The 24,471-nt window shown below is 71.9% G+C and carries 17 protein-coding genes and 1 pseudogene; 12 read left to right on the top strand and 6 right to left on the bottom strand.

Going from position 1 to position 24,471, the window contains the following annotated elements; genetic code table 11:
- The first annotated feature begins 425 nt into the window (after positions 1-425).
- Together I8J32_RS05735 and I8J32_RS05730 are read left to right on the top strand one after the other, a co-directional pair.
- Positions 426-1,775, top strand: coding sequence for a sigma-54-dependent transcriptional regulator (locus tag I8J32_RS05735; protein WP_200614510.1), 1,350 nt, complete (start codon positions 426-428; stop codon positions 1,773-1,775).
- Positions 1,776-1,857: 82 nt separating this feature from the next.
- Positions 1,858-3,165, top strand: coding sequence for a sensor histidine kinase (locus tag I8J32_RS05730; protein ID WP_407061017.1), 1,308 nt, complete (start codon positions 1,858-1,860; stop codon positions 3,163-3,165).
- A gap of 387 nt (positions 3,166-3,552) precedes the next feature.
- On the opposite strand, the gene sppA is transcribed toward I8J32_RS05730, so the two are convergent.
- Positions 3,553-5,400 carry a signal peptide peptidase SppA gene (sppA, locus tag I8J32_RS05725; RefSeq protein ID WP_207526818.1) on the bottom strand — a complete coding sequence of 616 codons (1,848 nt, stop codon included), beginning with the start codon at positions 5,398-5,400 and terminating at the stop codon, positions 3,553-3,555.
- Between the two features lie 126 nt (positions 5,401-5,526).
- Positions 5,527-6,942 (bottom strand): MATE family efflux transporter, encoded by a 1,416-nt coding sequence (locus tag I8J32_RS05720; protein ID WP_200614513.1) that lies wholly within the window; start codon positions 6,940-6,942, stop codon positions 5,527-5,529.
- Between the two features lie 298 nt (positions 6,943-7,240).
- On the opposite strand from I8J32_RS05720, the gene I8J32_RS05715 reads away from it, so the two are divergent.
- From I8J32_RS05715 to I8J32_RS05705, 3 genes and pseudogenes are all read left to right on the top strand, one after another.
- On the top strand, positions 7,241-8,476 hold the full coding sequence (locus I8J32_RS05715) for a DUF3667 domain-containing protein (protein ID WP_200614515.1): 1,236 nt from the start codon (positions 7,241-7,243) through the stop codon (positions 8,474-8,476).
- On the top strand, positions 8,473-8,823 hold the full coding sequence (locus I8J32_RS05710; protein ID WP_200614517.1) for a DUF4286 family protein: 351 nt from the start codon (positions 8,473-8,475) through the stop codon (positions 8,821-8,823). The genes I8J32_RS05715 and I8J32_RS05710 overlap by 4 nt, the downstream gene beginning before the upstream one ends.
- A gap of 511 nt (positions 8,824-9,334) precedes the next feature.
- Positions 9,335-11,520: pseudogene (locus tag I8J32_RS05705) on the top strand (primosomal protein N').
- A gap of 106 nt (positions 11,521-11,626) precedes the next feature.
- Here the strand turns inward: I8J32_RS05705 and I8J32_RS05700 are convergent.
- Both I8J32_RS05700 and I8J32_RS05695 read right to left on the bottom strand, forming a co-directional pair.
- Complete coding sequence (locus I8J32_RS05700; protein WP_207526817.1) at positions 11,627-14,077, bottom strand: polyamine aminopropyltransferase; 2,451 nt, start codon at positions 14,075-14,077, stop codon at positions 11,627-11,629.
- A 35-nt stretch (positions 14,078-14,112) separates the two neighbouring features.
- Entirely contained in the window at positions 14,113-14,880 is a 768-nt protein-coding gene (locus I8J32_RS05695; RefSeq protein WP_200614523.1) for a protein-L-isoaspartate(D-aspartate) O-methyltransferase, read from the bottom strand.
- Between the two features lie 106 nt (positions 14,881-14,986).
- Here I8J32_RS05695 and tal point away from each other — a divergent pair, with 106 nt between their 5' ends.
- From tal to I8J32_RS05675, 4 genes are all read left to right on the top strand, one after another.
- Positions 14,987-15,988 carry a transaldolase gene (gene tal / locus I8J32_RS05690; protein WP_200614524.1) on the top strand — a complete coding sequence of 334 codons (1,002 nt, stop codon included), beginning with the start codon at positions 14,987-14,989 and terminating at the stop codon, positions 15,986-15,988.
- Positions 15,989-16,041: 53 nt separating this feature from the next.
- Positions 16,042-17,373, top strand: coding sequence for an MFS transporter (locus tag I8J32_RS05685; protein ID WP_245156430.1), 1,332 nt, complete (start codon positions 16,042-16,044; stop codon positions 17,371-17,373).
- A 72-nt stretch (positions 17,374-17,445) separates the two neighbouring features.
- Complete coding sequence (locus tag I8J32_RS05680; protein WP_200615076.1) at positions 17,446-18,771, top strand: NAD(P)/FAD-dependent oxidoreductase; 1,326 nt, start codon at positions 17,446-17,448, stop codon at positions 18,769-18,771.
- Positions 18,768-20,111, top strand: a complete 1,344-nt coding sequence (locus tag I8J32_RS05675; protein ID WP_245156429.1) for a M1 family metallopeptidase — start codon at positions 18,768-18,770, stop codon at positions 20,109-20,111. Before I8J32_RS05680 ends, I8J32_RS05675 begins: the two co-directional genes overlap by 4 nt.
- A 57-nt stretch (positions 20,112-20,168) precedes the next feature.
- Here the strand turns inward: I8J32_RS05675 and rpoH are convergent, their stop codons facing one another.
- Complete coding sequence (gene rpoH, locus I8J32_RS05670; protein WP_200614525.1) at positions 20,169-21,044, bottom strand: RNA polymerase sigma factor RpoH; 876 nt, start codon at positions 21,042-21,044, stop codon at positions 20,169-20,171.
- Positions 21,045-21,359: 315 nt separating this feature from the next.
- On the opposite strand from rpoH, the gene I8J32_RS05665 reads away from it, so the two are divergent.
- The 3 genes from I8J32_RS05665 to I8J32_RS05655 are packed head-to-tail and all read left to right on the top strand — an operon-like array spanning position 21,360 to position 23,521.
- The gene (locus I8J32_RS05665; RefSeq protein ID WP_207526816.1) at positions 21,360-21,947 is read left to right on the top strand and encodes an RNA polymerase sigma factor; all 588 of its coding nucleotides are present in this window, start codon (positions 21,360-21,362) and stop codon (positions 21,945-21,947) included.
- Positions 21,944-22,528 (top strand): hypothetical protein, encoded by a 585-nt coding sequence (locus I8J32_RS05660; protein ID WP_200614527.1) that lies wholly within the window; start codon positions 21,944-21,946, stop codon positions 22,526-22,528. Before I8J32_RS05665 ends, I8J32_RS05660 begins: the two co-directional genes overlap by 4 nt.
- A 57-nt stretch (positions 22,529-22,585) precedes the next feature.
- Positions 22,586-23,521 (top strand): DUF4097 family beta strand repeat-containing protein, encoded by a 936-nt coding sequence (locus I8J32_RS05655; RefSeq protein WP_200614528.1) that lies wholly within the window; start codon positions 22,586-22,588, stop codon positions 23,519-23,521.
- A gap of 127 nt (positions 23,522-23,648) precedes the next feature.
- Here the strand turns inward: I8J32_RS05655 and ung are convergent, their stop codons facing one another.
- Positions 23,649-24,371, bottom strand: coding sequence for a uracil-DNA glycosylase (ung, locus tag I8J32_RS05650; protein ID WP_200614529.1), 723 nt, complete (start codon positions 24,369-24,371; stop codon positions 23,649-23,651).
- Between the last annotated feature and the right edge of the window lie 100 nt (positions 24,372-24,471).

Genomic DNA, 24,471 nt, shown 5'->3' with positions numbered 1-24,471 from the left:
CCCCCTGCTCGTCATCCCCGCGAACGCGGGGATCCAGCGACTTCCGCTCCTGCTCGTCATCCCCGCGAAGGCGGGGATCCATGGACGATGCTTGAGTCGGCCTCAGAGCTCGTCATCCCCGCATCCGCGGGGATGACGGCTGTGGGGGGGCGATGACGGACTGTTGGAGCGAAGTCGCTGGATCCCCGCGTTCGCGGGGATGACGAGCAAAAGCCACGTCCATGGATCCCCGCCTTCGCGGGGATGACGGTTGTGGGGGCGGCGATGACGGACGGTAGGAGCGAAGTCGCTGGATCCCCGCCTTCGCGGGGTGACGGGCATTTGGTGACGCGAAGTCGCTGAAGCCGGGGCGACGAGCGCAGGGCCAGCACGCCTCCCCCGGTTCTGCGAAAATCCGCGCAGCCACGGAGCGGTATCACCAGCGCATGCCCACGATCCTTGTCATTGACGACAACCGCAGCGTCGCGACCGCGCTGGAAACGCTGTTCTGCCTGCACGACCTGGACACCCGCGCGGTGTGCTCGCCGGAGGAGGGGCTGGCGCTGCTGGCGCGCGAGCCCATCGACCTGGTCGTGCAGGACATGAACTTCCGGACCGATACCACCTCGGGCGAGGAAGGGCTGGCGCTGTTCGCGAAGATCCGTGCCGCGCACCCGGAGCTGCCGGTGATCCTGCTCACGGCCTGGACCCACCTGGAATCGGCGGTCGAGCTGGTCAAGGCCGGCGCCGCCGACTACCTGGCCAAACCCTGGGACGACCGCAAGCTGCTGGCCACGGTCAACAACCTGCTGGCGCTGTCGCAGGCGCGGCAGGAGCTGGCGCGGCGGCGCACGCACGAGCAGCGCCGCCACGACGCGCTGGCCCGCGACTTCGACCTGCGCGGGCTGGTCCACGCCGATCCGGCGAGCGAGGCCACTCTGGCGCTGGCCTGCCAGGTCGCGCGCTCGGAGCTGCCGGTGCTGATCACCGGGCCCAACGGCGTGGGCAAGGAGCTGTACGCGCAGATCATCCACGCCAACTCGGCGGTGCGCGACGGGCCCTTCGTCGCGCTCAACTGCGGCGCGCTGCCGACCGAGCTGATCGAGGCCGAGCTGTTCGGCGCCGAGGCGGGCGCCTATACCGGCGCGCAGCGGGCGCGCGAGGGCAAGTTCGAGGCCGCCGACGGCGGCACGCTGTTCCTCGACGAGATCGGCACGCTGCCGCTGGCCGGCCAGGTCAAGCTGCTGCGCGTGCTGGAAACCGGTCGTTTTGAACGCCTCGGCGGCAACCGCGAGCGCGCGGTGAAGGTGCGCGTGCTCAGCGCCACCAATTCCGACCTGGCGGCGGCGATCGCCTCCGGGCAGTTCCGCGAGGACCTCTACTACCGCCTCAACGGCGTGGAGGTGCGCGTGCCGGCACTGGCGCAGCGGCCCGACGACATCCTGCCGCTGGCGCGGCATTTCCTGCCCGCCGGCAAGGCGCTGGATGCGGGCGCCGAACGCGCCCTGCTGGCGCATGCCTGGCCGGGCAACGTGCGCGAGCTGCGCAACACGATGCAGCGCGCCAGCCTGCTGGCGCAGGGCGAGCGCATCGGCGCGGCCGACCTGGCGCTGCCGGCGCCGACGGGCCGCTTGCCGGCGACGACGCCGGCGAGCGTCGAGGAACCCGACCGCGCGGCGATCGAGTCGGCGCTGGCGCGCGCCGGCGGCGTGCTCGCCCAGGCCGCCAGCGAGCTGGGGCTGTCGCGCCAGGCTCTGTACCGCCGCCTGGAGCGGCTGGGAATCGAACGGCCATGAGCGGCCGCGCCGTGCACATGCGTCGGCGTGCCCGCGCGACTGCGCTGGGAACACGCGGGGTCGCGCGCCCGTGACCGCGTGGCTGCAACGCCTGCCGCTGAGCCTGGTGTTCGGCGCGATCGCGGTGGGCTACCTGGCGGCGGGGCTGCTGTTGGCCGGCGTGCTGGGGCTGTGGATCGCGCGGCCCTGGCTGGTGGCGCTGATCGTGTTCGCCGTGCTCGCGCCGCTGCTGGTCTACCACGTGCGACGCGCGTTCGCGCCGATGCATTCGCTGTTCCGCGCGCTGACCGGCACCGTGGCCAGCTATCGCGACGGCGGTTATGCGTTCAGCCTGTCGTGGCGGGGCAAGGGCGAGCTGGGCGCGCTGGTGGACAGCCACAACGCGCTGGGCGATGCGCTGCGCGAACAGCGCCTGGCGCTGGTGCAGCGCGAACTGCTGCTCGACACGATGGTGCAGAACACGCCGGTGGCGATGCTGCTGGTGGACCCGTCGCGCCGGGTGGTGCTGGGCAATGTCGCCGCGCGCAAGCTGCTGGGCGACGGCGCAAAGCTGGAAGGGCAAGCCATCGACGCGGTGTTCGCCAACGCGCCCGATGCGCTGCGCGAGGCCTTCGAACGCGGCGACGACGGCATCGTGACCGTGGGCGTGGACGACGAGGAGGAGATCCACCACCTCGCGCGCCGCAGCTTCCGCCTCAACGGCCGCCGCCATGAGCTGGTGCTGCTGCGCCAGCTGACCGCGGAACTGCGCCGGCAGGAAGTGCAGACCTGGAAGAAGGTCATCCGCGTGATCAGCCACGAGCTCAACAACTCACTGGCGCCGATCGCCTCGCTGGCGCATTCGGGCGCGCAGCTGCTCCAGCGCGGCCAGCTGGAACGGCTGCCCACGGCGCTGGCGACGATCGAGGAACGCGCGCGACACCTGGAGGCCTTCATCCGCGACTACGCGCACTTCGCGAAGATGCCGGCGCCGCGGCTGGAGACGGTGCCGTGGGCGCGCTTCATCGAACGGCTGCGCGCGCAGGTGGAGTTCACCTACGAGGGGCCGACGACACCGGAGGCCAGTGCGCGCATCGATGCCTCGCAGCTGGAGCAGGGGCTGATCAACCTGATCAAGAACGCGCACGAGTCGGGCTCGGCGCCGCGCGAGGTGGTGCTGGCGCTGCGCCGCCTGCCGGAGGCCTGGCGGCTGGAGATCCTGGATCGCGGCGGCGGCATGAACGACGCGGTGCTGGCCAACGCGCTGCTGCCGTTCTATTCGACCAAGCGCCACGGCACCGGGCTGGGGCTGGCGCTGGCGCGCGAGATTGCGGAGGCGCATGGCGGACGCATCGCGCTGGCCAACCGCGAGGGCGGTGGGTTGTGCGTGGCGGTGACGTTGCCGGCGTAGCAAGGTGGCCTGGGCTACTACGCTGCTTCCTCGTTAACCGTAGACCCGGAGGGCGGCCGGCATGGATGCCGGACGTTTTCCGCCGCGCCATGGATGGCGCGTCGGAAAATTCCCGCGTCAACGATGCGGCCGGTTAGAAGTGGACTCCCTCGCACTTTCTTTGGTTATCTTTCTTTGTGCGAGCAAAGAAAGTAACCCGCCGCGAGGCGGAAGCCTTGGAACTGGCTTGTCCACTCTTTTGCATTTGATCTTGAGCGCGCCCAACAAGCAGGGCGCGGCGTGGGTTGAGGGCGCGGCGATCGTCGGCCCCCATCCCAACCTTCCCCCGCGGAGCGGGGGAAGGGGCCAAACGCGGAGCGGGGGAAGGGGCTGAGGCGCCTCAGCGCATCACAACTCGCAGAAGCAGTACGCCAGTGCGCGGACCGGGACGCCGCGGGTCGGGGCGATGGCCGATTCCAGGAAGCGCAGGTCGGCGGCCGTTTGCGGCAGCGCGCGCGGCAGCAGGGTGCGGGCCAGGCCCTGGGCGGTGGCGGACTCCTGCAGGACGTACGCGCCGGCGCGGCTGGCCGCGAATTCCGACAGCAGGCGGGTGAACGGCGGGGCCGCCTTTTCGACGTAGCGCACCTGGTACTCGCCGGCCTTGCCCAGCTTGGCGCGCCTGGCGACATCCTCGATGGCGACCTGCACGCCGCCGAAGGCATCGACCAGGCCACGTTCCTTCGCCTGCGCGCCGGACCACACGCGGCCCTGGGCGACGGCGTCGATCTGCTCGACGCTGCGCTTGCGGGCGGTGGCGACGCGGCCGGTGAAGTCGCGGTAACCCTTGTTGATGACCGACTGGATCACCTGGCCGACTTCGGGCTGCAGCGGACGGGTGACGTCGAAGGAACCGGCGAAACGCGTGGTGCCCACGCCGTCGCTGTGCACGCCGATCTTGTCCAGCGCGCGCGGGAAGGTGGGGATCAGGCCGAAGATGCCGATCGAGCCGGTGATGGTGGATTCGTCGGCGTAGATGCGGTCGGCGTTCATCGAGATCCAGTAGCCGCCCGAGGCGGCCAGGTCGCCCATCGAGACGACCACCGGCTTGCCGGCCTTCTTCAGTTCGACGATCTCGCGGCGGATCTGCTCGCTGGCGAAGACTTCGCCACCGGGCGAGTCCACGCGCAGCACCAGCGCCTTGACCTTGTCGTCCTCGCGCGCCTCGCGCAGCAGCTGCGAGGTCGACACGCCACCGACCGCGCCCGGCGGCTGTTCGCCACCGGCGATTTCGCCTTCGGCGACGACGACGGCCACCTGCGGCCGCGGGTCGACCGGGCTGACCTTGGCATTGAGGTGGCCCAGGTATTCCTCGAACGACACCTGGCGGAAACCGCCGTCGGCGTCCTCGTCGCGTGCGCCGCGTTCGGCGAGCAGGTCGGCCACTTCCTCGGCCGTCTTCAGGCCGTCCACCAGCTTCTGCTTGAGCGCGTACTGGCCCAGGTCGCCGTGGCTGGCTTCCACGCCCATCGGCAGCTGGTCGATGCCGGCGGCGAGCTGCGCCGGATCGAGCTTGCGCGCACGGGCGATGTCGGCCAGGTAGCGCTGCCACACGTCGTTCATCCAGAACAGGTCGGCTTCCTTGGCGGCATCGGACGCGGCGTCGAGCACGTAGGGCTCGGCGGCCGACTTGAAGGTGCCGACCTTGAACAGGTGCACGTCGACGCCGAGCTTGTCCTGCAGGCCCTGGCGGTAGTACTGGCGATAGCGGCCCAGGCCCTCGAGCATCAGGCCGCCCATCGGATCCAGGTAGACCTCGCTGCCCTGCGCGGCCAGCAGGTACTGCTTCTGGTCCATCGCCTCGCTGAAGACCACCACTTCCTTGCCGCTGGCGCGGACCTTGGCGATCGCGCCGGCCGCCTCGCGCAGCGAGGCCAAGCCGCTCGCGTCCAGGCGATCGAGCTTGAGCACGATGCGTTCGATGCGATCGTCCTTCTGCGCCGCCTCCAGCACGCGCAGCAGGTCGCGCAGCTGCATCTCCTCGCCTTCGTGGCTGCCCAGCGCGCGGTTGAACATGCGCGTGGCCGGGTCCACGGAGTACTGCTCGACCAGCGCGCCGGTGGGTTCGATCACCAGCGCGGTGTCGTCCAGGATGGGCTTGGCGCCGCCGCTGCCGGCCAGGGCCAGCAGGAACAGCAGCAGCAGGGCCAGCAGGCCGAAGAAGAGGATGTTGACGATCAGCCGGCGGGTGAAATTCATCACGTTCCACAGGCCGACGAAGAATTCGACGACCGGGCCGCGGCGGGGGGGCGGTATTCATCTGATTGACTCCAAAACGATGCCGTCAGGGTACCCGCTGCCCCCCGGCGTTTCACCCGCCGATGGTCACTGGGCGGATCGGCCGTCCCCGACGGGTTCAGCCACGGGCGGGCCGGCGGGCAGCGGCACGCGGCCCAGGCGGGCGCTGGAGCGCAGGAAGCGCGTGCCCAGCAGCACGGCGGCCACGGTCAGGCCGGCGATCAGGCCGATCCACATGCCGCGCGGGCCCCAGCCCAGGCCCAGGCCCAGGCCGGCGCCGACCGGCATGCCGATGCCCCAGTAGGCCAGCGCCGCCAGCAGCATCGGCACCCGGGTGTCGCGCAGCCCGCGCAGCGCGCCGGCCGAGAGCACCTGCACGCCGTCGGGGAACTGGAAGGCGGCGGCGTAGAGCAGCAGCGTCGCGGCCAGCGAGGCCACCGCCGCATCGGAGGTGTAGACGCGCACGAGCTGGTCGTTGGCGGTCATCAGCACCAGCGCGGAGACCGCCTGCGTGGCCAGCACGATCAGCAGGCCCGCGCGCGCCGCGCGGCGCAGGCCCTGCGCGTCGTCGCGGCCCAGGGCGTGGCCGATGCGCACGGTGGTGGCCTCGGCGACGCCCATCGGCACCATGAAGCACAGGGCCGACACGTTGATCGCGATCTGGTGCGCGGCCGAGGGCACGCCGCCCAGCCGGCCGATCAGCAGCGCGGTGGCGATGAACAGCCCGCCCTCCATCGCCACCGTCACCCCGATCGGCAGGCCGTTGCGTAGCAGGCCGCGCAGCGTGGGCCCGTGCGGGCGGTCGAAGGTGGCGAACAGGCGCAGGTCGGCGAAGCGGCGTGCGCGCGAGAGGTACAGCGCGAAGGCCAGCGCCTGCGTCCACATCATGATCGAGGAGGCCACGCCCAGGCCGCCGGCGCCCATCGCCGGCAGGCCGGCCACGCCCCAGGTGAGCGCGTAGCCCAGCGGCACCAGCACCACCAGGCCGCCGAAACCCAGCAGCATGGTCGGCAGCGTCCAGTGCAGGCCGTCGCTGAGGTAGCGCATCGTCAGGTACAGGGTGAAGCCCGGCACGCCCCAGCGGATGCCTTCCAGGAACGCACGCGCGCCGGTGCGGATCTCCGGCGCGATGCCCATCGGTTCCAGCGCGTGCACGGCCAGGCTCATGAAGCCGAACAGCAGCGCGCCCAGCAGCGCGGCCAGCCACAGCCCCTGGCGGAACAGCGGGCCGATCTCGGCGCGGCGGCCCGCGCCGTCCAGCTGCGACACCGCCGGCGGCAGCGACATCAGCGTGCCCATCGGGATGGTCACCGGCAGCCAGAACAGCGCCGTGCCCACGGCGACCGCGGCCAGCGTCTGCGTGCCGTGGTGGCCGGCGATCACGCTGTCGACGAAACCGATCAGGCCCGCCGAGACGTGCCCGGCCACGAGCGGCGCGGCCAGCACGGCGGTGGTGCGCACCTCGGCGGACAGCGGGGCGGGTGTGGCGGTGGGCAGGGACATGGCGTGGGGGTGGCGACTGCGGCGGCGCGTCGATGGACGCGCCCAGGAGGGCGCGCCCATGAGGACGCACTCATGAGGGCGCGTCCATGACAACACGGTTACTGGAACGCGCTGATGGGAGCGCGCGCTGGCGCCGGGTCGCGGCGGCCCGCTATCTTAGCCGCCGGATGTCGGCCACCAGTTGTTCGCCGCCGCGAAGTTCGCCGTCGCATGCACAGGCAGGCCGACACGACAACGCACTCCGCGGCGCGCCGGCCGGCGCGGCCTCGCACTGACGGACAGGACTCGAGCGGAAGGCATGAGCGCATCTACGACCCACGCGGCCGCCACGGACTGCGAGAACTGCGGCACCCCCCTGCAGGGCGAGTTCTGCCACGCCTGCGGGCAGGGCGTGCACAGCCCGGTGCGCAGTTTCGCGCATGCCCTGGAGGAGATCTTCGAATCCTTCTGGCACCTGGACGGACGGGTGTTCCAGACCCTGCGCGACCTGATGTCGCCCGGCCGGGTCGCCTGCAACTACCTGGCCGGCCAGCGCGTGCGCTACGTGGCGCCGATCCGGCTGTTCGTACTGCTGAGCCTGCTGACTTTCTTCGTCGGCAAGCTCACCGTGCACCTGGACCAGGGCTCGTTCTCGAGCAACGGCTACGAGTCGCGGATCGAGGCGGCGCGGACCGTCGCCGAGGTCGAACGCATCCGCGACCAGACCCTGGCCGAACTGGCGGTGGCCGAGAAGGAGGCCGCCAAGGTGCCCGGGGTCAATCCGGCGCTGGTGACGGCGCGCGTGCGCATCCAGGGCGAAGCGTCCGACCGCATCGCCGAGCTGCGCAACGCGGCCAACGCCAAACCCACCGGTGCGAAGCCGGCCGCGGGCGCCGCCACGCCGGCGCGCGGTCGCGACGCGGCGCCGGCCGGCACCCCGGGGGCCAAGGGTGGCGCCGCTTCGCCGCCGACCACGCGGATCGTGACCGGCCCGGGTGACGACGACTGGTCGTTCAACGGCCGCCCCTGGGACGAGAAGACCAACCCCGTCGACGTCGGCTGGCTGCCCGGTTTCGCCGACCGCTGGCTCAACCGCAGGATCGGCCGCGCCAAGGAGAACGTGGGCGCGCTGGAAGCCGACCCGGACCGCCTGGTGCAGATGTTCATGGGCACCCTGCCGACCGCGCTGTTCCTCTTCATTCCCGTGTTCGCGCTGCTGCTGAAGGTGTTCTACCTGGGCTCGCGCCGGCTGTACTTGGAACACGTCGCGGTCGCGCTCTACAGCCACGCCTGGCTGCTGCTGATGCTGATGGGCCTGTTCCTGCTGTCGGGCATCAGCGAGGCCTTCAGCGCGGGCTGGGTGTCGGTGGTGACCGGCCTGGCCACGGCCGCGCTGTGGATCTGGATGCCGATCTACCTGTTCGTGATGCAGCGGCGGGTCTACGGCCAGCACTGGGCGGTCACGCTGGCCAAGTACCTGGTCATCGGCGCGATCTACGTGATGATGATCAGCTTCGCCACTGCCATGGCCTTCCTGGCCGGGATGGTGACGTGACCGCGCCGGCCGCGACCGCGGGTGCCATGACCGCGCCGGGCGGGGTGGTGTACGAGGTCAACCTGGACGTGGAGGCCGGCATCCGCGGGCCCTACCTGGCCTGGCTGGCCGACCACGTGGCGGAGATCCGCGCCCTGCCCGGCTTCGCCGGCGCGCGCCGCTTCGAGGTGACCGACCCCGCCCCGCTTCCGGGACGGGTCAGCCTGTGCGTCCAGTACACCCTGGTCGACCAGGCGGCGCTGGACGCCTACCTGCGCGACCACGCCCCCCGCCTGCGCGCCGACGGACAGGCCCGGTTCGGCGGCCGGTTCACCGCCAGCCGCCGCGTCCTGGCCGCGCTGGCGTGAGCGATCGGGGGGCGATCCGGCGCGGACGCGGCGCGTTCAGCCCGGGCGGCCCGGAACGTCTTGACACGGGCGTTTTACGTGCTCCTCCAATGGCGACGCGGGTTGCGACGAAATCGGTTGTGCACAGCAGTAACGCGGCCGTCATGCACGCCGGCGTAACCGGCTCTTCACTCGATGTGACGAAAAGGTTTCACGCTCAAGCTGTTGATTTAAAAGCGATTAGCCGCGTTGGCACTTTTTTCGCCAACCTGTCTGCGGGGCTTGTCTTTACGGCATTGCGCATCTCTGGCGAGGCGCCGTCCACAGATTTATCCACAGATCGTGTGGATAAACGGGAATCTCTTTTCGTATCCGATAGTTGCGTGCGTTACGTCACAAAGTCCGGAGCAATGGCGCGCAACTTGCTCCCCCGCTCGGGGGAGGAAGGAGGGGTTCTGGGCCGGGCCCCGGGGCCCTGTTCAGCCCTTGCCGGCAACGGCGGTCCTCACAGCTTCCAACGCGGTGCCGTCGCATGACCGGCCCCGTCTGGCAGGTGGCCCTCCCGGTCCCCGTCCCGGGGCTGTTCGACTACCGCCCCGACGACGGCCAGGCGGCCGTGCCGGGCGACATCGGCCGGCGGGTCCGGGTGGGCTTCGGCCCGCGCGAGCTGGTCGGTGTGGTGGCCGGCATCGGCCCGGCGGCCGGGACCGGCGTGCTGAAGACGGGGCAGCGGCTCGACGAGGCGCCGCTGTTCCAGGGCGAGCTGCTGGAATCCCTGCGCTGGCTGGCCCGCTACACCCATGCGCCGCTGGGCGAGGTGCTGGCCACCGCGCTGCCGGCGCCCCTGCGCCAGGGCGAGCCGCTGCCCGACACCCACGCCTGGGCCTGGCGCCTGACCGAAAGCGGCGCCACCGGCCTGGCCCGGCTGCGCGGCCGGCCACGCCGGCTGGCCGAAGTGCTCCAGGGCGGGCAGCAGGAGGAGGACCTGCTGGCCGACACCGTGGAGGACTGGCGCGCGGCCGCCCGGGCGCTGCTCAAGCGCGGCCTGGTCGAACGCGTCGTGGCGCCGGGCGCGCCGGTGCCGGCGCAGGCGGCCACCGGCCCCGCGCCCAACCCGGAGCAGCGCGCGGCGTTCGATGCAGTGCTGGCCGCCCGCGACGGCTTCGCCCCGCTGCTGCTGGACGGCGTCACCGGCAGCGGCAAGACCGAGGTGTACCTGCAGGCGATCGCCGACTGCCTCGCCCGCGGCCGCCAGGCGCTGGTGCTGGTGCCGGAGATCGGCCTGACCCCGCAGACGCTGCGGCGCTTCCGCGAGCGGCTGGGCGTGCCGGTGCGCGCGCTGCACTCGGGCCTGGGCGACGGCGAACGCGCGCGCACCTGGGCCGCGTGCGCGCGCGGCGAGGCGCAGGTGGTGGTGGGCACGCGTTCGGTGTTCCTGCCGCTGCCGCGCGCCGGGCTGATCGTGATCGACGAGGAACACGACGGCAGCTTCAAGCAGCTCGATGGCATCCGCTACCACGCGCGCGACTTCGCGCTGGTGCGCGCGCGGGCGCTGGATGTACCGATCGTGCTGGGCAGCGCGACGCCGTCGCTGGAGAGCCTGCGCAATGCGCAGGCCGGCCGCTACACGCACCTGCGCCTGCCGACGCGGGCGGGCGTGGCGCGCGCGCCGCGCGTGCGGGTGGTGGACGTGCGCAAGCGCCCGCTCGAGGCCGGCCTGTCGCCGGAACTGCTGGCCGCGGTCGAGGCCACGCTGGCCGGCGGCGGCCAGGCGCTGGTGTTCAAGAACCGCCGCGGGTACGCCCCCGTGCTGCTGTGCCACGACTGCGGCTGGACCGCGCACTGCGCGCGCTGCAGCACGCCGACCAGCGCCACGCCGATGACCGTGCACGCCGGCGGACGCCGCCTGCAGTGCCACCACTGCGGCGCGCGCCGGCCGGCGCCCGATGCCTGTCCGGACTGCGGCGGCCTGGCGCTGCAGTCGCAGGGCGCCGGCACCGAACGCATCGAGGAAGCGCTGGCCGCGCGCTTCCCCGATGTGCCCGTGCTGCGGATCGACCGCGGCACCACGCAGCGGCGCGATGCGCTGGAGACGCTGCTGGCGCAGTTCGGCGATGCGCCCGGCATCCTGGTCGGCACGCAGATGCTGGCCAAGGGCCATGACCTGCCGCAGCTGGCGCTGGTGGCGGTGGTCGGGATCGACGAAGGACTGTTCAGCGCCGACTTCCGCGCGCCGGAGAAGCTCGCGCAGCTGCTGATCCAGGGGTCGCCGGCCGCGCCGGCCGCGCCGCGCGTCCGGGCGAAGTGCTGCTGCAGACGCACCACCCGCAGCACCCGCTGCTGTCGACGCTGCTGGCCGGCGGCTACCACGCCTTCGCGCACGCCGAGCTGGAGCAGCGCGAGGCGGCGGGATTCCCGCCCTTCGCGCACCTGGCGCTGATGCGCGCCGAGGCGCAGCAGGTGGAAGCGACGACGCAGTTCCTGCAGGCCGCGCGCCAGGCGCTGGCCGACACGCAGCTGGAGCTGGAACTGCACGGCCCGCTGCCGGCGCCGATGCCGCGGCGCGCCGGTTACCAGCGCAGCCAGCTGCTGCTGTCGGCGACGGAGCGTCCGCGCCTGCACGCCGCGCTCGATGCCGCCCTGCCCGTCATCCACGCGCTGCCGCTGGCGCGGCGCGTGCGCTGGTCGCTGGATGTGGATCCGGTCGATCTGTACTGATCGAAGGGCTAGTGGTCGGACAGCTACGGATCGCTCTCACCTGATCGAGTTTCACTGATCGAGTTTTACTGATCGATCTTCACTGACCGATCTTCACTGACTGATCTCACTCATCGGCCCCTGCCGACCGATCCGCGCTGCGCGGCGCGGGTGGCGGTGCGTCGTCGGACGCCGGCCACACCCACGCCGCCACCAGGTACAGCGCCAGCGCGAATCCCAGCGTGGCCTGCAGGCCGACCGCCATCGCCAGCAGCAGCGCCGCGATGGCCGCGACCACGCTGGCGAAGCCGTTGAGCGCCCACGCCCACGGCACCAGCGCCGGCGCTTGTCGCGCCAGCCGGGCCAGCCCCAGCGGGAACGGCATCCCCATCGCGAAGGCCAGCGGCGCGATGCTCACCAGCGCGGCGGCGGCGCGCAGGCCGAGCGGCGAGGCCGGCGCCACCAGCGCGACCAGGGCGGCGGTGGCGACGTGCCACAGCACGCCCAGCGCGATCGCGGCGACTGCGCGCGCCGGTGTACCCGCGCGCGGCGCGGCCAGGCTGCCCAGGCCCGCGAACACCAGGAAGCCGCCCAGCCCCACCGCGGTCGCCACCAGGCCGTGGCCGACCAGCAGCGCCAGCCGCGACAGGCAGGCGATCTCGATCACCAGGAACGCCAGCCCCAGGCCGATGAAATACATCGCCACGCGCCATCGCGGGAGGCCTGCCCGCGCCGAGGCGAGATCGCGCAGGCGCAGCGGCAGCAGCACGAGTGCCAGCGCCAGCAGCACCGCCTGCACCAGCGCGGCGCACAGCAGCAGGTAGCCCGAATCCAGCAGCACCGCGCCGCCGGCCTCGCGCAGCCGCCACAGCTCCGGCAGGCTGCGCCAGCGGAAGAAATCGCCGAAGTACGGCGTGTCGTCGGTGGCCGGGGCGATGGCGAAGCGGTAGCGCGTCACGAAGGCGTCGGCCTGCGGCGTCAGCAGCGCGCGCAGCCCCGCGGCGAGGTCGTCCGGCGTGTCGCCTGTCTTCGCTGCGGCCATCGGGGCGCGCGCAGGCAGCAGCTCGAAACCGTTGGCCGCGGCGAAGCCACGCGCGGCGCGGTACTGGCGCGGCGTGAGCGGATCGCGCGTGGCCAGCATCAGGCTGGCATCCCAGCCGCGCAGGGCCAGCAGGTGCGCGGCCGGCGCGGCACCGCCGCGATCGCGCAGGCCCGCGACGAGCGTCGCCCACAGTTTGAGTTCGTCGCGTGGCGGCTGCTTGCGCAGGCGCGTCACCACCAGCATGCCGCCCGGCGCGAGCGCATGCAGGTACTCGCCGACGGCCTCACGGGTCAGCGCGAACTGCTCGCTGGCGGCCTGCACGCCGGCGCTGGATCCGGTCATCGATTCCTCGCCGGCCAGCACGATCAGGTCGAAACGCCCGGGCTGCCCGCGCACGAACGCGCGCGGCCCGCGGGCATGCGTGCGCACGCCGTCGCACAGCGCACCGGCGTAGGCGACCAAGCGCTCGCACTGCCAGCGCAGGCGGCGCGCGTCGGCGTCCACCAGGTCGATGCTGCGCGCACGGTGGCGTTTGGCCAGACGCAGATCGGTGCCGCCACCGGCGCCCATGACCAGCACGCGCGGCGCCGGCACGAGGCGATAGGGCAAGGCGGCCAGCGTGCGGTCGACGTAGTCCAGCCGGTCCGGCGGCGCGGCGCGGGTGATCGTCCACATGGCGTCGCCATCGACGAATACCGCCAGTTGTGGCGCCGGTTCGCGCGTGTTGGCCAGGCTCAGCCCCACCTGGTGGCGCAGCGGCACGCGCGGGCTTTCGACCACGGTGAGACGGCCGTAGGGACTGTCGGACTGGGTGATCACCCGCGCCTGCGGCAGCAGCAGCGTGCGCGACTGTCCTTTCCACGCATTGACCGGCGGTTCCAGCAGGCCCGATCCCGCCGCCAGCAGCACGCCGGCAAGCACGCCCGAGGTCGCGATCAGCCATCGCTTCCGACTGCGCACGCTCGGCAGGGTCATCAGCGCGGCCAGCGCGCCGCAGGCCGCCGCCAGCGCCAGGGCCTGCGACAGCGGACGCCACATCAGCCCCAGGCCCAGCAAGGCGCCGGCGCCGGCGCCCAGCAGGTCGGCGCCATACAGCCGCGGAATGCGTTCGCCGTGCCCCGCGAAGGCCAGCCCGAAACAGCCCGCGGCGAAGAAGAACGGCAGCGCCAGCAGCAGGTACAGCGCGCCCAGCCACAGCAGCTGGCGCGCATTCCACACCAGTTCCAGGCCGTTGAAGGGAATGCGCGCCGCCAGCGGCAGCACCGCGACGGCACTGGCCGCGAAGGCCAGCGCGCAGGCCGGGAACCACGCGTGGAAGCGTGCCTGCGCGCGCGTGCGCTGCAGCGAGAGCCAGGTGCCGCTGGCGCCGTGGCCGAGCAGCGCCAGTCTGATGATCATCGCGGCGAACGGATACCAGTGCGCGATCGCCAGCCAGCGCATGAGCAGCAGCTGGTAGGCCAGGGCGCCGGCCGATACCAGCGCGATGGCGACCACCAGGCGGGTCGTGGGCAGCGCGGGCGTGGCGTGCGCTTGCATCGTGATGGCCCGGCTCCCGTGCGCGCGGACCAGGCTCAGTCCGATCGTGTCAGCGGCACGAACCGCACCGGCGCGATCTGCCGGGCGCTGACCAGACCCGACGCGTCCTTCTCCACCACCATCAGCACCTGGGTGAAAAAGCTGCCGCCGACCGGGATCACCATCCGTCCACCTGGCTTGAGCTGCGCGACCAGCGGCGGCGGCACCGAGCCGGCCGCGGCCGTGACCACGATCGCGTCGAAGGGTGCGTGCTCCGGCCAGCCGTAGTAGCCGTCGCCCACGCGCGTATGCACGTTCGGCCACGCCTGCAGGCGCGGGGCCGCGGCGCGCGCCAGCGGCTCGATGATCTCCATCGAATACACCTGCGCACCGAAGGCGCCCAGCACGGCGGCCTGGTAACCCGAGCCGGTGCCGATCTCCAGGATGCGCTGGTCGCGCGCGGGACGGGCGAGCGAGGTCATCAGCGCGACGATGTAGGGCTGCGAGATGGTCTGGCCGTAGCCGATCCCCAGCGGCCGGTTTTCGTAGGCCTCGTCGCGCTGGTCCTCGGGGACGAACAGGTGGCGCGGCACCTGTTCCATCACCGCCAGCGCCTGCGCGGACAGGCGCGGGTCGTGTTCCTCGCGCAGGGCGTCGACGAGCGCGTGGCGCTGCGCGGCGTACGGATCCGCCGGCGGCTCGGCGGTCGCCGGCAGGGTCAGGAGCAGCGCCGGGAGCAGGGCCAGCAGCGCGGCCCTGCGCGCCGGCGCGCGCGGATGCGGCGTCGGTCGTTCTCCAGCCACGGGAGGCGCCAGGGTGCGCATGCGCGGAATGTAAGCCCGCGCGCGTTAGTGCTCCGGCAAGCGCCGCAGCGCCGCGTCATGCAGCCGGCGATTTGTCCCCGCGCGCATCGCTGGGCATCATCGGGACATGAATGCTCCCCTGACTCCCGCACCCCTCGCCGCCCCGCCCGCCACCGCGCTCGAACGCCTGCGCGCCAGCTCGACGGTGGTCGCCGATACCGGCGACATCGACGCCATCGCGCGGTTCCGGCCCCAGGACGCCACCACCAATCCCTCGCTGCTGCTCAAGGTGGCCGGCAAGGCCGAGTACCAGCCGCTGCTGGACGAAGCCCTCGCGCAGGCGCGTGGCAGCGATGAAGCGGCGCGCGTCCGCGACGCGGCCGAGCGGTTCGCGGTGGCGATCGGCTGCCGCATCGCGGCGCTGGTGCCCGGGCGCGTGTCCACCGAGTGCGACGCGCGACTGAGCTTCGACCGCGAGGCCACGATGCTGCAGGCCCGGCGCCTGGTCGATCTGTACTCGCAGGCCGGCGTGTCGCGCGAGCGGCTGCTGATCAAGATGGCGGCGACCTGGGAAGGCATCCAGGCCGCGCGCGCGCTGGAACGCGAAGGCATCCAGTGCAACCTCACCCTGCTGTTCTCCTTCGCCCAGGCCGTGGCCTGCGCGCAGGCGGGCGTGTACCTGATCTCGCCCTTCGTCGGGCGGATCCTCGACTGGCACCTGGCGCAGGGCGCGCCCGCGCCGGCGTCGCCGCAGGAGGACCCGGGCGTGGCCTCGGTCACGCGCATCTGGCAGTACTACAAGCGCCACGGCCATGCCACGGTGGTGATGGGCGCCAGTTTCCGCAACATCGGCCAGGTGCTGGCGCTGGCCGGCTGCGACCGGCTCACCATCGCGCCCGAGCTGCTGGACGCGCTGGATGCGCCGGCGAGCATCGCGCTGCCGGTCGCGCCGACATTGCGCGACGACGGCGTCCGCGTGCCGCCGCCGCCGGAACTGGACGAAGCGCAGTTCCGCTGGCGGCACAACGAGGACGCGATGGCCACCGAGAAGCTGGCCGATGGCATCCGCCGTTTCGCGATCGACCAGGACGCGCTGGAACGCCTGCTCGCGCAACGGCTGCCGGCTTGAATACCCGAGCGCCGAATGCGGGCGTGCCGAATGCGGGTGAGTCGAACGCGGGCGTGACGGATGCGGGCGCGGACGCCACCACGGCGGCGATGACGCCCGCGCGGCGCCTGCGCAGCATCATCGCCGGTTCGATCGGCAACCTGGTGGAGTGGTACGACTGGTACGCCTATGCGGCGTTCTCGCTGTACTTCGCCCAGGCCTTCTTCCCCGCCGGCGACCCGACCTCGCAGCTGCTGCGCACGGCCGCGGTGTTCGCGGTGGGCTTCCTGATGCGGCCGCTGGGCGGCTGGCTGCTGGGCCGCTACGCCGACCGGCACGGGCGACGGCGGGCGCTGATGCTGTCGGTGCTGATGATGTGCACCGGCTCGCTGATCATCGCGCTGACACCCGGCTACGCGACCATCGGCATCGCCGCGCCCGTGCTGCTGGTGGTCTCGCGCCTGCTGCAGGGCCTGAGCGTGGGCGGCGAGTACGGCGCGTCGGCCACCTACCTGAGCGAGATGGCCACGCGCGAACACCGCGGCTTCTGGTCCAGCTTCCAGTACGTCACCCTGGTGGGCGGCCACCTGATCGCGCTGGGCGTGCTGATCGCGCTGCAGCGCATCTTCCTCACCGACGCGCAGCTGTACGCGTGGGGCTGGCGCATCCCCTTCCTGATCGGCGCGCTGGCCGCGGTCACCGCGCTGTGGCTGCGCCGCGGCATGCACGAGACGCAGGCGTTCATGCGCAGCGAGGATGCCGCCGATGCGCCGGCGCAGCAGCGGCAGGGTTCGCTGCGCGCGCTGGCACGGCATCCGCGGGCGGTGCTCACCGTCGTCGGCCTGACGATGGGCGGCACGCTCGCGTTCTATACGTACACGACCTACATGCACAAGTTCCTGGTCAACAGCGCCGGGCTCGACGCGCATACGGCGTCCGTGCTGAACGCCTCGACGCTGTTCGTCTACATGCTGCTGCAGCCGCTGGTGGGCGCGTTGTCCGACCGCATCGGGCGCCGTCCGGTGCTGATCGCGTTTGGCGTGCTGGGCACGCTGCTGACCGTGCCGATCCTGACCCAGCTGGAGGACGTGCGCACGGCGGCGCAGGCGTTCTGGCTGATCCTGGCCGCGCTGACCGTGGTCAGCTTCTACACGGCGATCAACGCGGTGGTGAAGGCCGAGTTGTTCCCGGTGGAGGTCCGCGCTCTGGGCGTCGGCCTGCCCTACGCATTGACCGTGGCGCTGTTCGGCGGCACCGCGGAGTACATCGCGCTGTGGTTCAAGGACGCGGGGCTGGAACGCGGCTTCTACTGGTACGTGACCGCGTGCATCGCCTGCTCGCTGCTGGTCTACCTGTGGATGCCCGACACGCGGCGGATCTCGGCGATCGACCGCGACCCGGTGTAGCGTGCCGCGGCGCGCGGACGCCGGACATTCGCGCGACTGCTCCAGGTTTGAAACAATGCGCGCATGACTGCGATGCATGCGCCGGCGCCACGCGCCGATTCCGGGGCGAGGGCGGGTGCGGGCGTGCCGCACGTGGTGATCGTCGGCGGGGGATTCGCCGGCCTGTGGGCCACGCGCGCGCTGGCGCGGGACGAGGTCCGCATCACCCTGCTGGACCGCCGCAACCATCACCTGTTCCAGCCGCTGCTGTACCAGGTGGCGACGGCCGGCCTGTCCGCGCCCGACATCGCCGCGCCGCTGCGCCACATCCTGCGCGGGCAGGCCAATGTCGACGTGCGGCTGGGCGAAGTGGTCGGCGTGGACATGGGCGCGCGCCGCGTCATCCTGTCGTCCGCGCACGGCGACGGCGCCGGCGAAGCGCTCGACTACGACCTGCTGCTGCTCGCCAGCGGCGCCACCCACGCCTACTTTGGCCACGACGAATGGAGCGAGCATGCGCCCGGGCTGAAGACGCTGGACGACGCGCTGGGGATCCGGCGCCGCCTGCTGCTGGCCTTCGAGCGCGCCGAGATCGCGCGCGACGAGGCCGAGCGCGAAGCCTGGCTGAGTTTCGCCGTGGTCGGCGGCGGTCCCACCGGAGTGGAACTGGCCGGCACGCTGGCGGAGATCGCGCGGCACACGCTGCGCCACGAGTTCCGCCACATCGACCCCGCGGCCGCGCGCGTGCGCCTGGTTGAAGCCGGGCCGCGGGTGCTGCCGAGTTTTCCCGAGTCGCTGTCGGCGCGTGCACGCACGCAGCTCGAACGCCTGGGCGTGGAAGTGATCACCGGCACGCCGGTGAGTGCGATCGACAGCGAGGGCTACGTCCTGGGCGAACGCCGCATTCCCGCGCGCACCGTGCTGTGGGCCGCGGGCGTGGCCGCCTCACCGCTGGGCGCGCTGCTCGACGCGCCGCGCGACCGCGCCGGCCGCGTGCTGGTCGCCCCCGACCTCAGCGTGCCAGGCCACCCGGTGATCTTCGTGGCCGGCGACCTGGCCAGCGTGCAGCAGGACGGCCGGCCCGTGCCGGGCGTCGCGCCGGCGGCCAAGCAGATGGGCGCCCATGTCGCGCACGTGATCCGCGCGCGCCTGCGTGGCGCTACCCCGCCGCCCGCGTTCCGCTACAAGGACGTCGGCAACCTCGCCACCATCGGACGCATGGCCGCGGTCGTGCACCTGGGCCGGATGAAGCTGTCGGGCCTGCCTGCGTGGTGGTTCTGGCTGCTGATCCACGTCTTCTTCCTGATCGGCTTCCGCAACCGCCTGATCGTCCTGATCAACTGGGCGTGGGCGTACTGGAGCTACCAGCGGCACGCGCGGATCATCCTGGGCCGCGGCGAGCCGGGCGGCGGCGAATGAAGCCCGTCGCGGGCTTGGCCATCGCGCTGCTCGTCGCGATGGCGCCGTTGTCGGCTGCCGCTGCGGAGCCGTCCTCCCCGCGCAGCATCGACGTGCTGCATTACGAGGCCCGGCTCCGACCCGACATCCCGGCCCGCCGCCTGGACGGCCGCGTGCGCATCGACTTCCGGGTGCTGGCGCCGGCACGCACGCTCCAGTTCGATGCGGGCGAACTGGCGGTGACACGCGTGCGGCTGGGCGAGGCAGCGTTGCCATTCGAGCGCACGGGTCACGTGCTGCGCGTGCACGTGCCGGAATCACTGCGCCCCGGCAGCCGCGGCCAGCTTGCGGTCGACTACGCGGGCACGCCGCGGTACGGCCTGGAATTCCATCCCGAACGCGACGAGGTCTACACGATTTTCTCCACCAGCCAATGGCTGGTCTGCGTCGACGCCCCGGACGAGCGGGCGACGCTGACGCTGTCGCTGGAGCTGCCGGCCGGCCTGCGTTCGGCGGGCAATGGCCGCCTGGTGTCCGTCCGCGCGGGCGAGGGCGGCCGCTCGCTGCACCGCTGGCGACTTGTCGAGCCGATGCCCAGTTACGTGTACGGCTTTGCCGCCGCCCGCTACGCGGCGGCGTCCGAGCGCGTCGACGGCATCGGGCTGCACTACCTGGCAATCGAACGATCGCCGGACGAGCTGCGCCGCGTCTTCGGCGACACGGCGCGGATGCTGCGGTTCTTCGGGATGCGCGCGGGTCGCCGGTATCGTGGCGATTACACCCAGGCCCTCGTGGCCAGCACCGTCGGCCAGGAACTGGCGGGCCTGTCGCTGCTCTCGGAGGAGTACGGCCGCCGCGTGCTCGACGACCCGACTGCGCAGGCGCTCATCGCGCACGAGGCCGCGCACCAGTGGTGGGGCAACCGCGTGACCTGCCGCGACTGGGGCCACTTCTGGCTCAACGAAGGCATGGCCACGTTCATGGCGGCGGCCTGGATCGAGCAGCGCTTCGGGCCGCAGGCCTATCGCGCCCAGGTGGAGCGCTGGCACGAGCGCCTGCAGGCGCTGCGCAGCAAGGGCGCCGACCATGCCCTGGTCTACGCACAATGGACCTCGCCCAGCGGCGACGACCGCGCCGTGGTGTACCAGAAGGGCGCCTACGTCCTGCACCTGCTGCGCGAGCAGCTGGGCGAGGAGGCCTTCTGGCGCGGCGTGCGCACGTACTCGCGCGCCCACGACGGCCGCTCCGTCACCACTGCCGACTTCCGCGCGGCGATGGAAACGACCAGCGGGCAGGACCTGGGACCGTTCTTCCGCGAGTGGGTCGAAGGACCGCCGCTACCGGCTGCAGCGCGGCGCTGAGCGCCGCCGCAAACGAAAACGGCCCGGTTTCCCGGGCCGTCTTTTTCGTCGTGTGGCTTACGCCGCGAACAGCGCGCGCATCTTCTTCAGCGCGTTGGCCTCGACCTGGCGGATGCGTTCGGCGCTCACGCCGTATTCGTCGGCCAGTTCCTGCAGGGTGATCTTGCTGTCGGCATCCAGCCAGCGGCGCTTGATGATGTCGCGCGAACGGGCGTCGAGATTGGCCATGCCCTCGCGCAGCAGCTCGAGCTGGCTGTCCTCGTGGTCGGCGCGTTCGTAGGCCTGGGACGGATCCTCGGCATCGGTGCGCAGGTAGGCGGCCGGCGACGGCGGCGCGTGGTCGTCGTCTTCGTCGGCGGGTGCGTCGAAACCGATGTCGCGACCGGACAGGCGCGACTCCATCTCCAGCACTTCGCGCTCGGAGACGTTGAGGTCGGCCGCGACCGCGCGCACTTCCTCGGCATTCATCCAGCCCAGCCGCGTCTTGCTGCGACGCAGGTTGAAGAACAGCTTGCGCTGCGCCTTGGTCGTGGCGACCTTCACGATGCGCCAGTTCTTGAGGATGAACTCGTGCATCTCGGCACGGATCCAGTGCACCGCGAAGCTCACCAGGCGCACGCCCTGCTCGGGGTCGAATCGCTTGACCGCCTTCATCAGGCCGATGTTGCCTTCCTGGATCAGATCGCCCATCTGCAGGCCGTAACCGTTGTAGCCGCGGGCCACGTGGACCACGAAGCGCAGGTGCGAATGCACCAGGTCGCGAGCGGCGTCGAGGTCGTCCTGGTCGCGGAAGCGGCGCGCCAGGTCCTGCTCGGTCTCGGCGGTGAGCACCGGGATCTGGTGGACGGCACCGATATAGGCGTCCAGCGAACCCAGCGCGCTGGGGATCGGCAGGTTGTTGGCGATGAGGGCGGTGGAGGCGTTCTGGCTCATGGAGGTCATCTTAGCAGTCGGGTTGTGGGACTGCTAAAGCCCGTTCAAGTTCCGCACTGTTGCGGCTCTGGAACGGTGCTCCAGCCCGGCGCGGCGGGATGCACGGCCGGAAAGTCCTTTGGAATCAATTGGTTCTAATGGACAGGACGGTTAGATGAAACGATAGCGGAACGATCGTGACGGGGCGGGCGAAGCGGCCGTGACGCCGCGAAATCCTGAACTGGGGCCGGTCCCGGCCGGGCGCAATGGGTCCCGGTCGAAGGTCATGGTCCAGCCGGCTTAAACGCGAGCGGCCGGCGCCGCATCCCAGTGACTATGCTGACCGCCGTGACCCTCAACCCCGCCGACGAGGCCCCGGATACCCCGGCCGACGACGACCGCGCCCTGATCGGCGCGGCGGCGCGCGGCGAGGTGGCCGCCTTCGAGGCGCTGTATCGCCGCCACGCGGGGCGGGTCCATGGCGTCATCGCCCGGCTGGTGGGCGGCCATGGCGCCCGCGCCGAGGACCTCACCGAGGACGCCTTCGTCCGCGCCTGGCAGGCCCTGCCCGCCTTCCGCTTCGAATCCTCCTTCAACACCTGGCTGCACCGCCTGGCGGTCAACACCGCCCTGATGGACCTGCGCAGCCGCCGCAGCCGGCCGCACGACGAGGGCGACGAAGACGCCTTCGAGCTGCTGGGCACCACCGATTCGGCGGGCCACGCGACGGCGCTGTCGATGGACCTGGAGCGCGCCGTGGCGAGCCTGCCGCCGCGTGCCCGCGCGGTGCTGGTCCTGTACGACGTGGAGGGCTGGCAACACGACGAGATCGCCGCCGAACTGGGCATGGCGGTCGGTAGTTCAAAAGCACAATTGCATCGCGCGCGCGGCCTGCTGCGCGCCCGGCTGGAGGGACACGCATGACGCACGATCACCGCAACGACAATGGTCCGGGTCCGGACGGCGCGATGGATGCCACGCCGCTGGACGACACCCTGCGCTGGCAGTTGCGCGCGCTGCGGCGCGATGCGGCGCCCGCCCACGACCTGTGGCCCGGCATCGCCGCGCGCCTGGCGACGCATCCCCGACAGGCCGCCGCCCCGCGACGGGCGCGCTGGCTGCAGCCGGTGGCGATGGCCGCCAGCGTGCTGCTGGTGGTGGGCGCGGTCGGCTGGCTGAGCGGCGACGGCTTCCGCAGCCCCCCGTCTTCGCCGACCACCGCGCAGGCCACCCTGGTCCAGCGCGAGGCGGCGAGCCTGACGCAGCAGTACCAGGCCGCGCTGCAGGAACTGGGTCAGCGCGACCGGCGCGATCCGGTTGCCGGGATCATCCCGACCGCCCGCGTGCCGGCCAGCCTGCGCCCGACCTTCGACGCCCTGGACCGCGACGCCGCCCTGATCCGTCAGGCCCTGGCGCGCGACCCCGATTCCACGCTGCTGCTGGAGCAGCTGCGCCGCACCTACGCCCACCGGATCGCGCTGACCCAGCGCCTGGCCTACACCTGACCCCTTCCTTTCATGCACGCCGCAACGCCGCACGCACGTATTTCCCGGAGAACTCCCATGTACCGCACCCCTACCCCCCTCCTCCTCGTCGGCGCCGTGCTGGCATGCCTGGGACTGGCTTCCCCGGCCTGGTCGGCCACCCCCATCAATGAGTCGCGGCCACTGGATGCGCGTGGCCGGCTGGAAGTTGAAAACCTCAAGGGCCGCATCGAGGTGCGGGCCTGGGACCGCCGCGAGGTCAAGATTGAAGGCAGCCTCGGCGCCGGCGTGGAGAAGCTGGAGATCACCGGCGACGCCGAGCACCTGTCGGTGCGCGTGCGCTATCCCAAGAGCGGCGGCCTGGGCTTCTTCTCGGGCAGCGACAAGAGCGAACCCTCCGAGCTGCGCCTGATGGTGCCGCTGCAGGCGGACCTGGAAGTCGAAGCCGTGTCGGCCGACATCGACATCGAAGGCATGGCCTCGGGCGAGATGAACGTCGACAGCGTCAGCGGCGACATCAAGGTGGTCGGCGCGCCGCGCAACGCGAACATCGACAGCGTCAGCGGCGACCTCAACCTCATCCTCAACAGTGCGCAGGTCAGCACCGAGAGCGTGAGCGGCGACATCGACCTGCGCGGCCGGCTCAGCGGCGAAGTGCACGTGGAGACGGTGTCGGGCGACGTGGAGATGTCCGGTCACCAGAGCAGCGTGGAGCGCCTGAGCGGCACCACCGTCTCCGGCGACATGCGCATCGGTTCCAGCCTGGCCAAGGGCGGCCGGATCGAACTGGAAAGCGTGAGCGGCAACCTCACCCTGAACCTGCCGGCGAACCTGTCGGCGCAGGTGCGCGGCGAAAGCTTCAGTGGCGACCTGAGCGCGCCGGGCGTGGAGATCAGCCGCCCCAAGCACGGCCCCGGCTCAAGCTTCGAGCACAGCTATGGCGGCGGCGACGGTGAAATCAGCCTGGAAACCTTCTCGGGCGACGCCCGGCTGCAGCTGGGCAAGGGCGAGTGAGTTCCCGGCCGTGACCGCCGGGCAGCAGCACCGGTGAAGCGGACCCGTTGAAGCGGTGCCGTGACACGGCAAAGCGGCACGCGGACGCCGGGCTTGCGGCCCGGCTCACGTCGGGCCGCGCGGGCCCTTACGTCGCCCGTCCACCTTCCAGCTCTTCGCTTCCCGCCAGCGACCAGTCGATCGGCGCCTGCCCGTGGCGCACCAGATACGCGTTGGCGGCCGAGAAGTGCCCGCAGCCGATGAAGCCGCGGTAGGCCGACAGCGGTGAGGGATGCGGGGCCTTCAGCACCAGGTGCCGCCGCGGGTCGATCACCTTGCCCTTGGCCTGGGCGTAACTGCCCCACAGCATGAAGACCAGGTGCTCGCGCCGGCTGTTGAGCGCGGCCACCACGGCATCGGTGAAGCCCTCCCACCCCTTGCCCTGGTGCGCGCCGGCGCGGCCTTCCTCGACGGTCAGCACGGCGTTGAGCAGCAGCACGCCCTGGCGGGCCCATCGGGTCAGGCAACCATGGTCGGGACGGGCCAGGCCGAGGTCGCGCTGGAGTTCCTTGTAGATGTTGTCCAGCGAAGGCGGCACCGGCACGCCGGGCTGGACCGAGAAGCACAAGCCGTGCGCCTGGCCGGCGCCGTGGTACGGGTCCTGGCCGAGGATCACCACCTTGACCGCGTCGAACGGCGTGGCGTCCAGCGCGGCGAAGATCTGCGGGCCGGGCGGAAAGACCCGCCTGCCGCGCGCGCTGGCCTCGCGCAGGAATGCGGCGAGGGCCTGCATGTCCTCGCGCTGCAGGTAGTCGCCCACTTCCTGTTTCCAGGACGGGTGCAGGCGGATGCGGTCGACCGTTTCGTTCATGCGCCACAGGATAGCCGGCGGCACCTGTGGGCCGGCAGGGCATCGCGGGGGGTCGGTGTGGATCAGGCCCGGACGGATCGGCCGTGGCCGGACCGGGCGT

Source organism: Lysobacter solisilvae, assembly GCF_016613535.2.
Classification (GTDB): Bacteria; Pseudomonadota; Gammaproteobacteria; order Xanthomonadales; family Xanthomonadaceae; genus Agrilutibacter; species Agrilutibacter solisilvae.
This window is presented reverse-complemented; position numbering and strand designations above follow the sequence as displayed.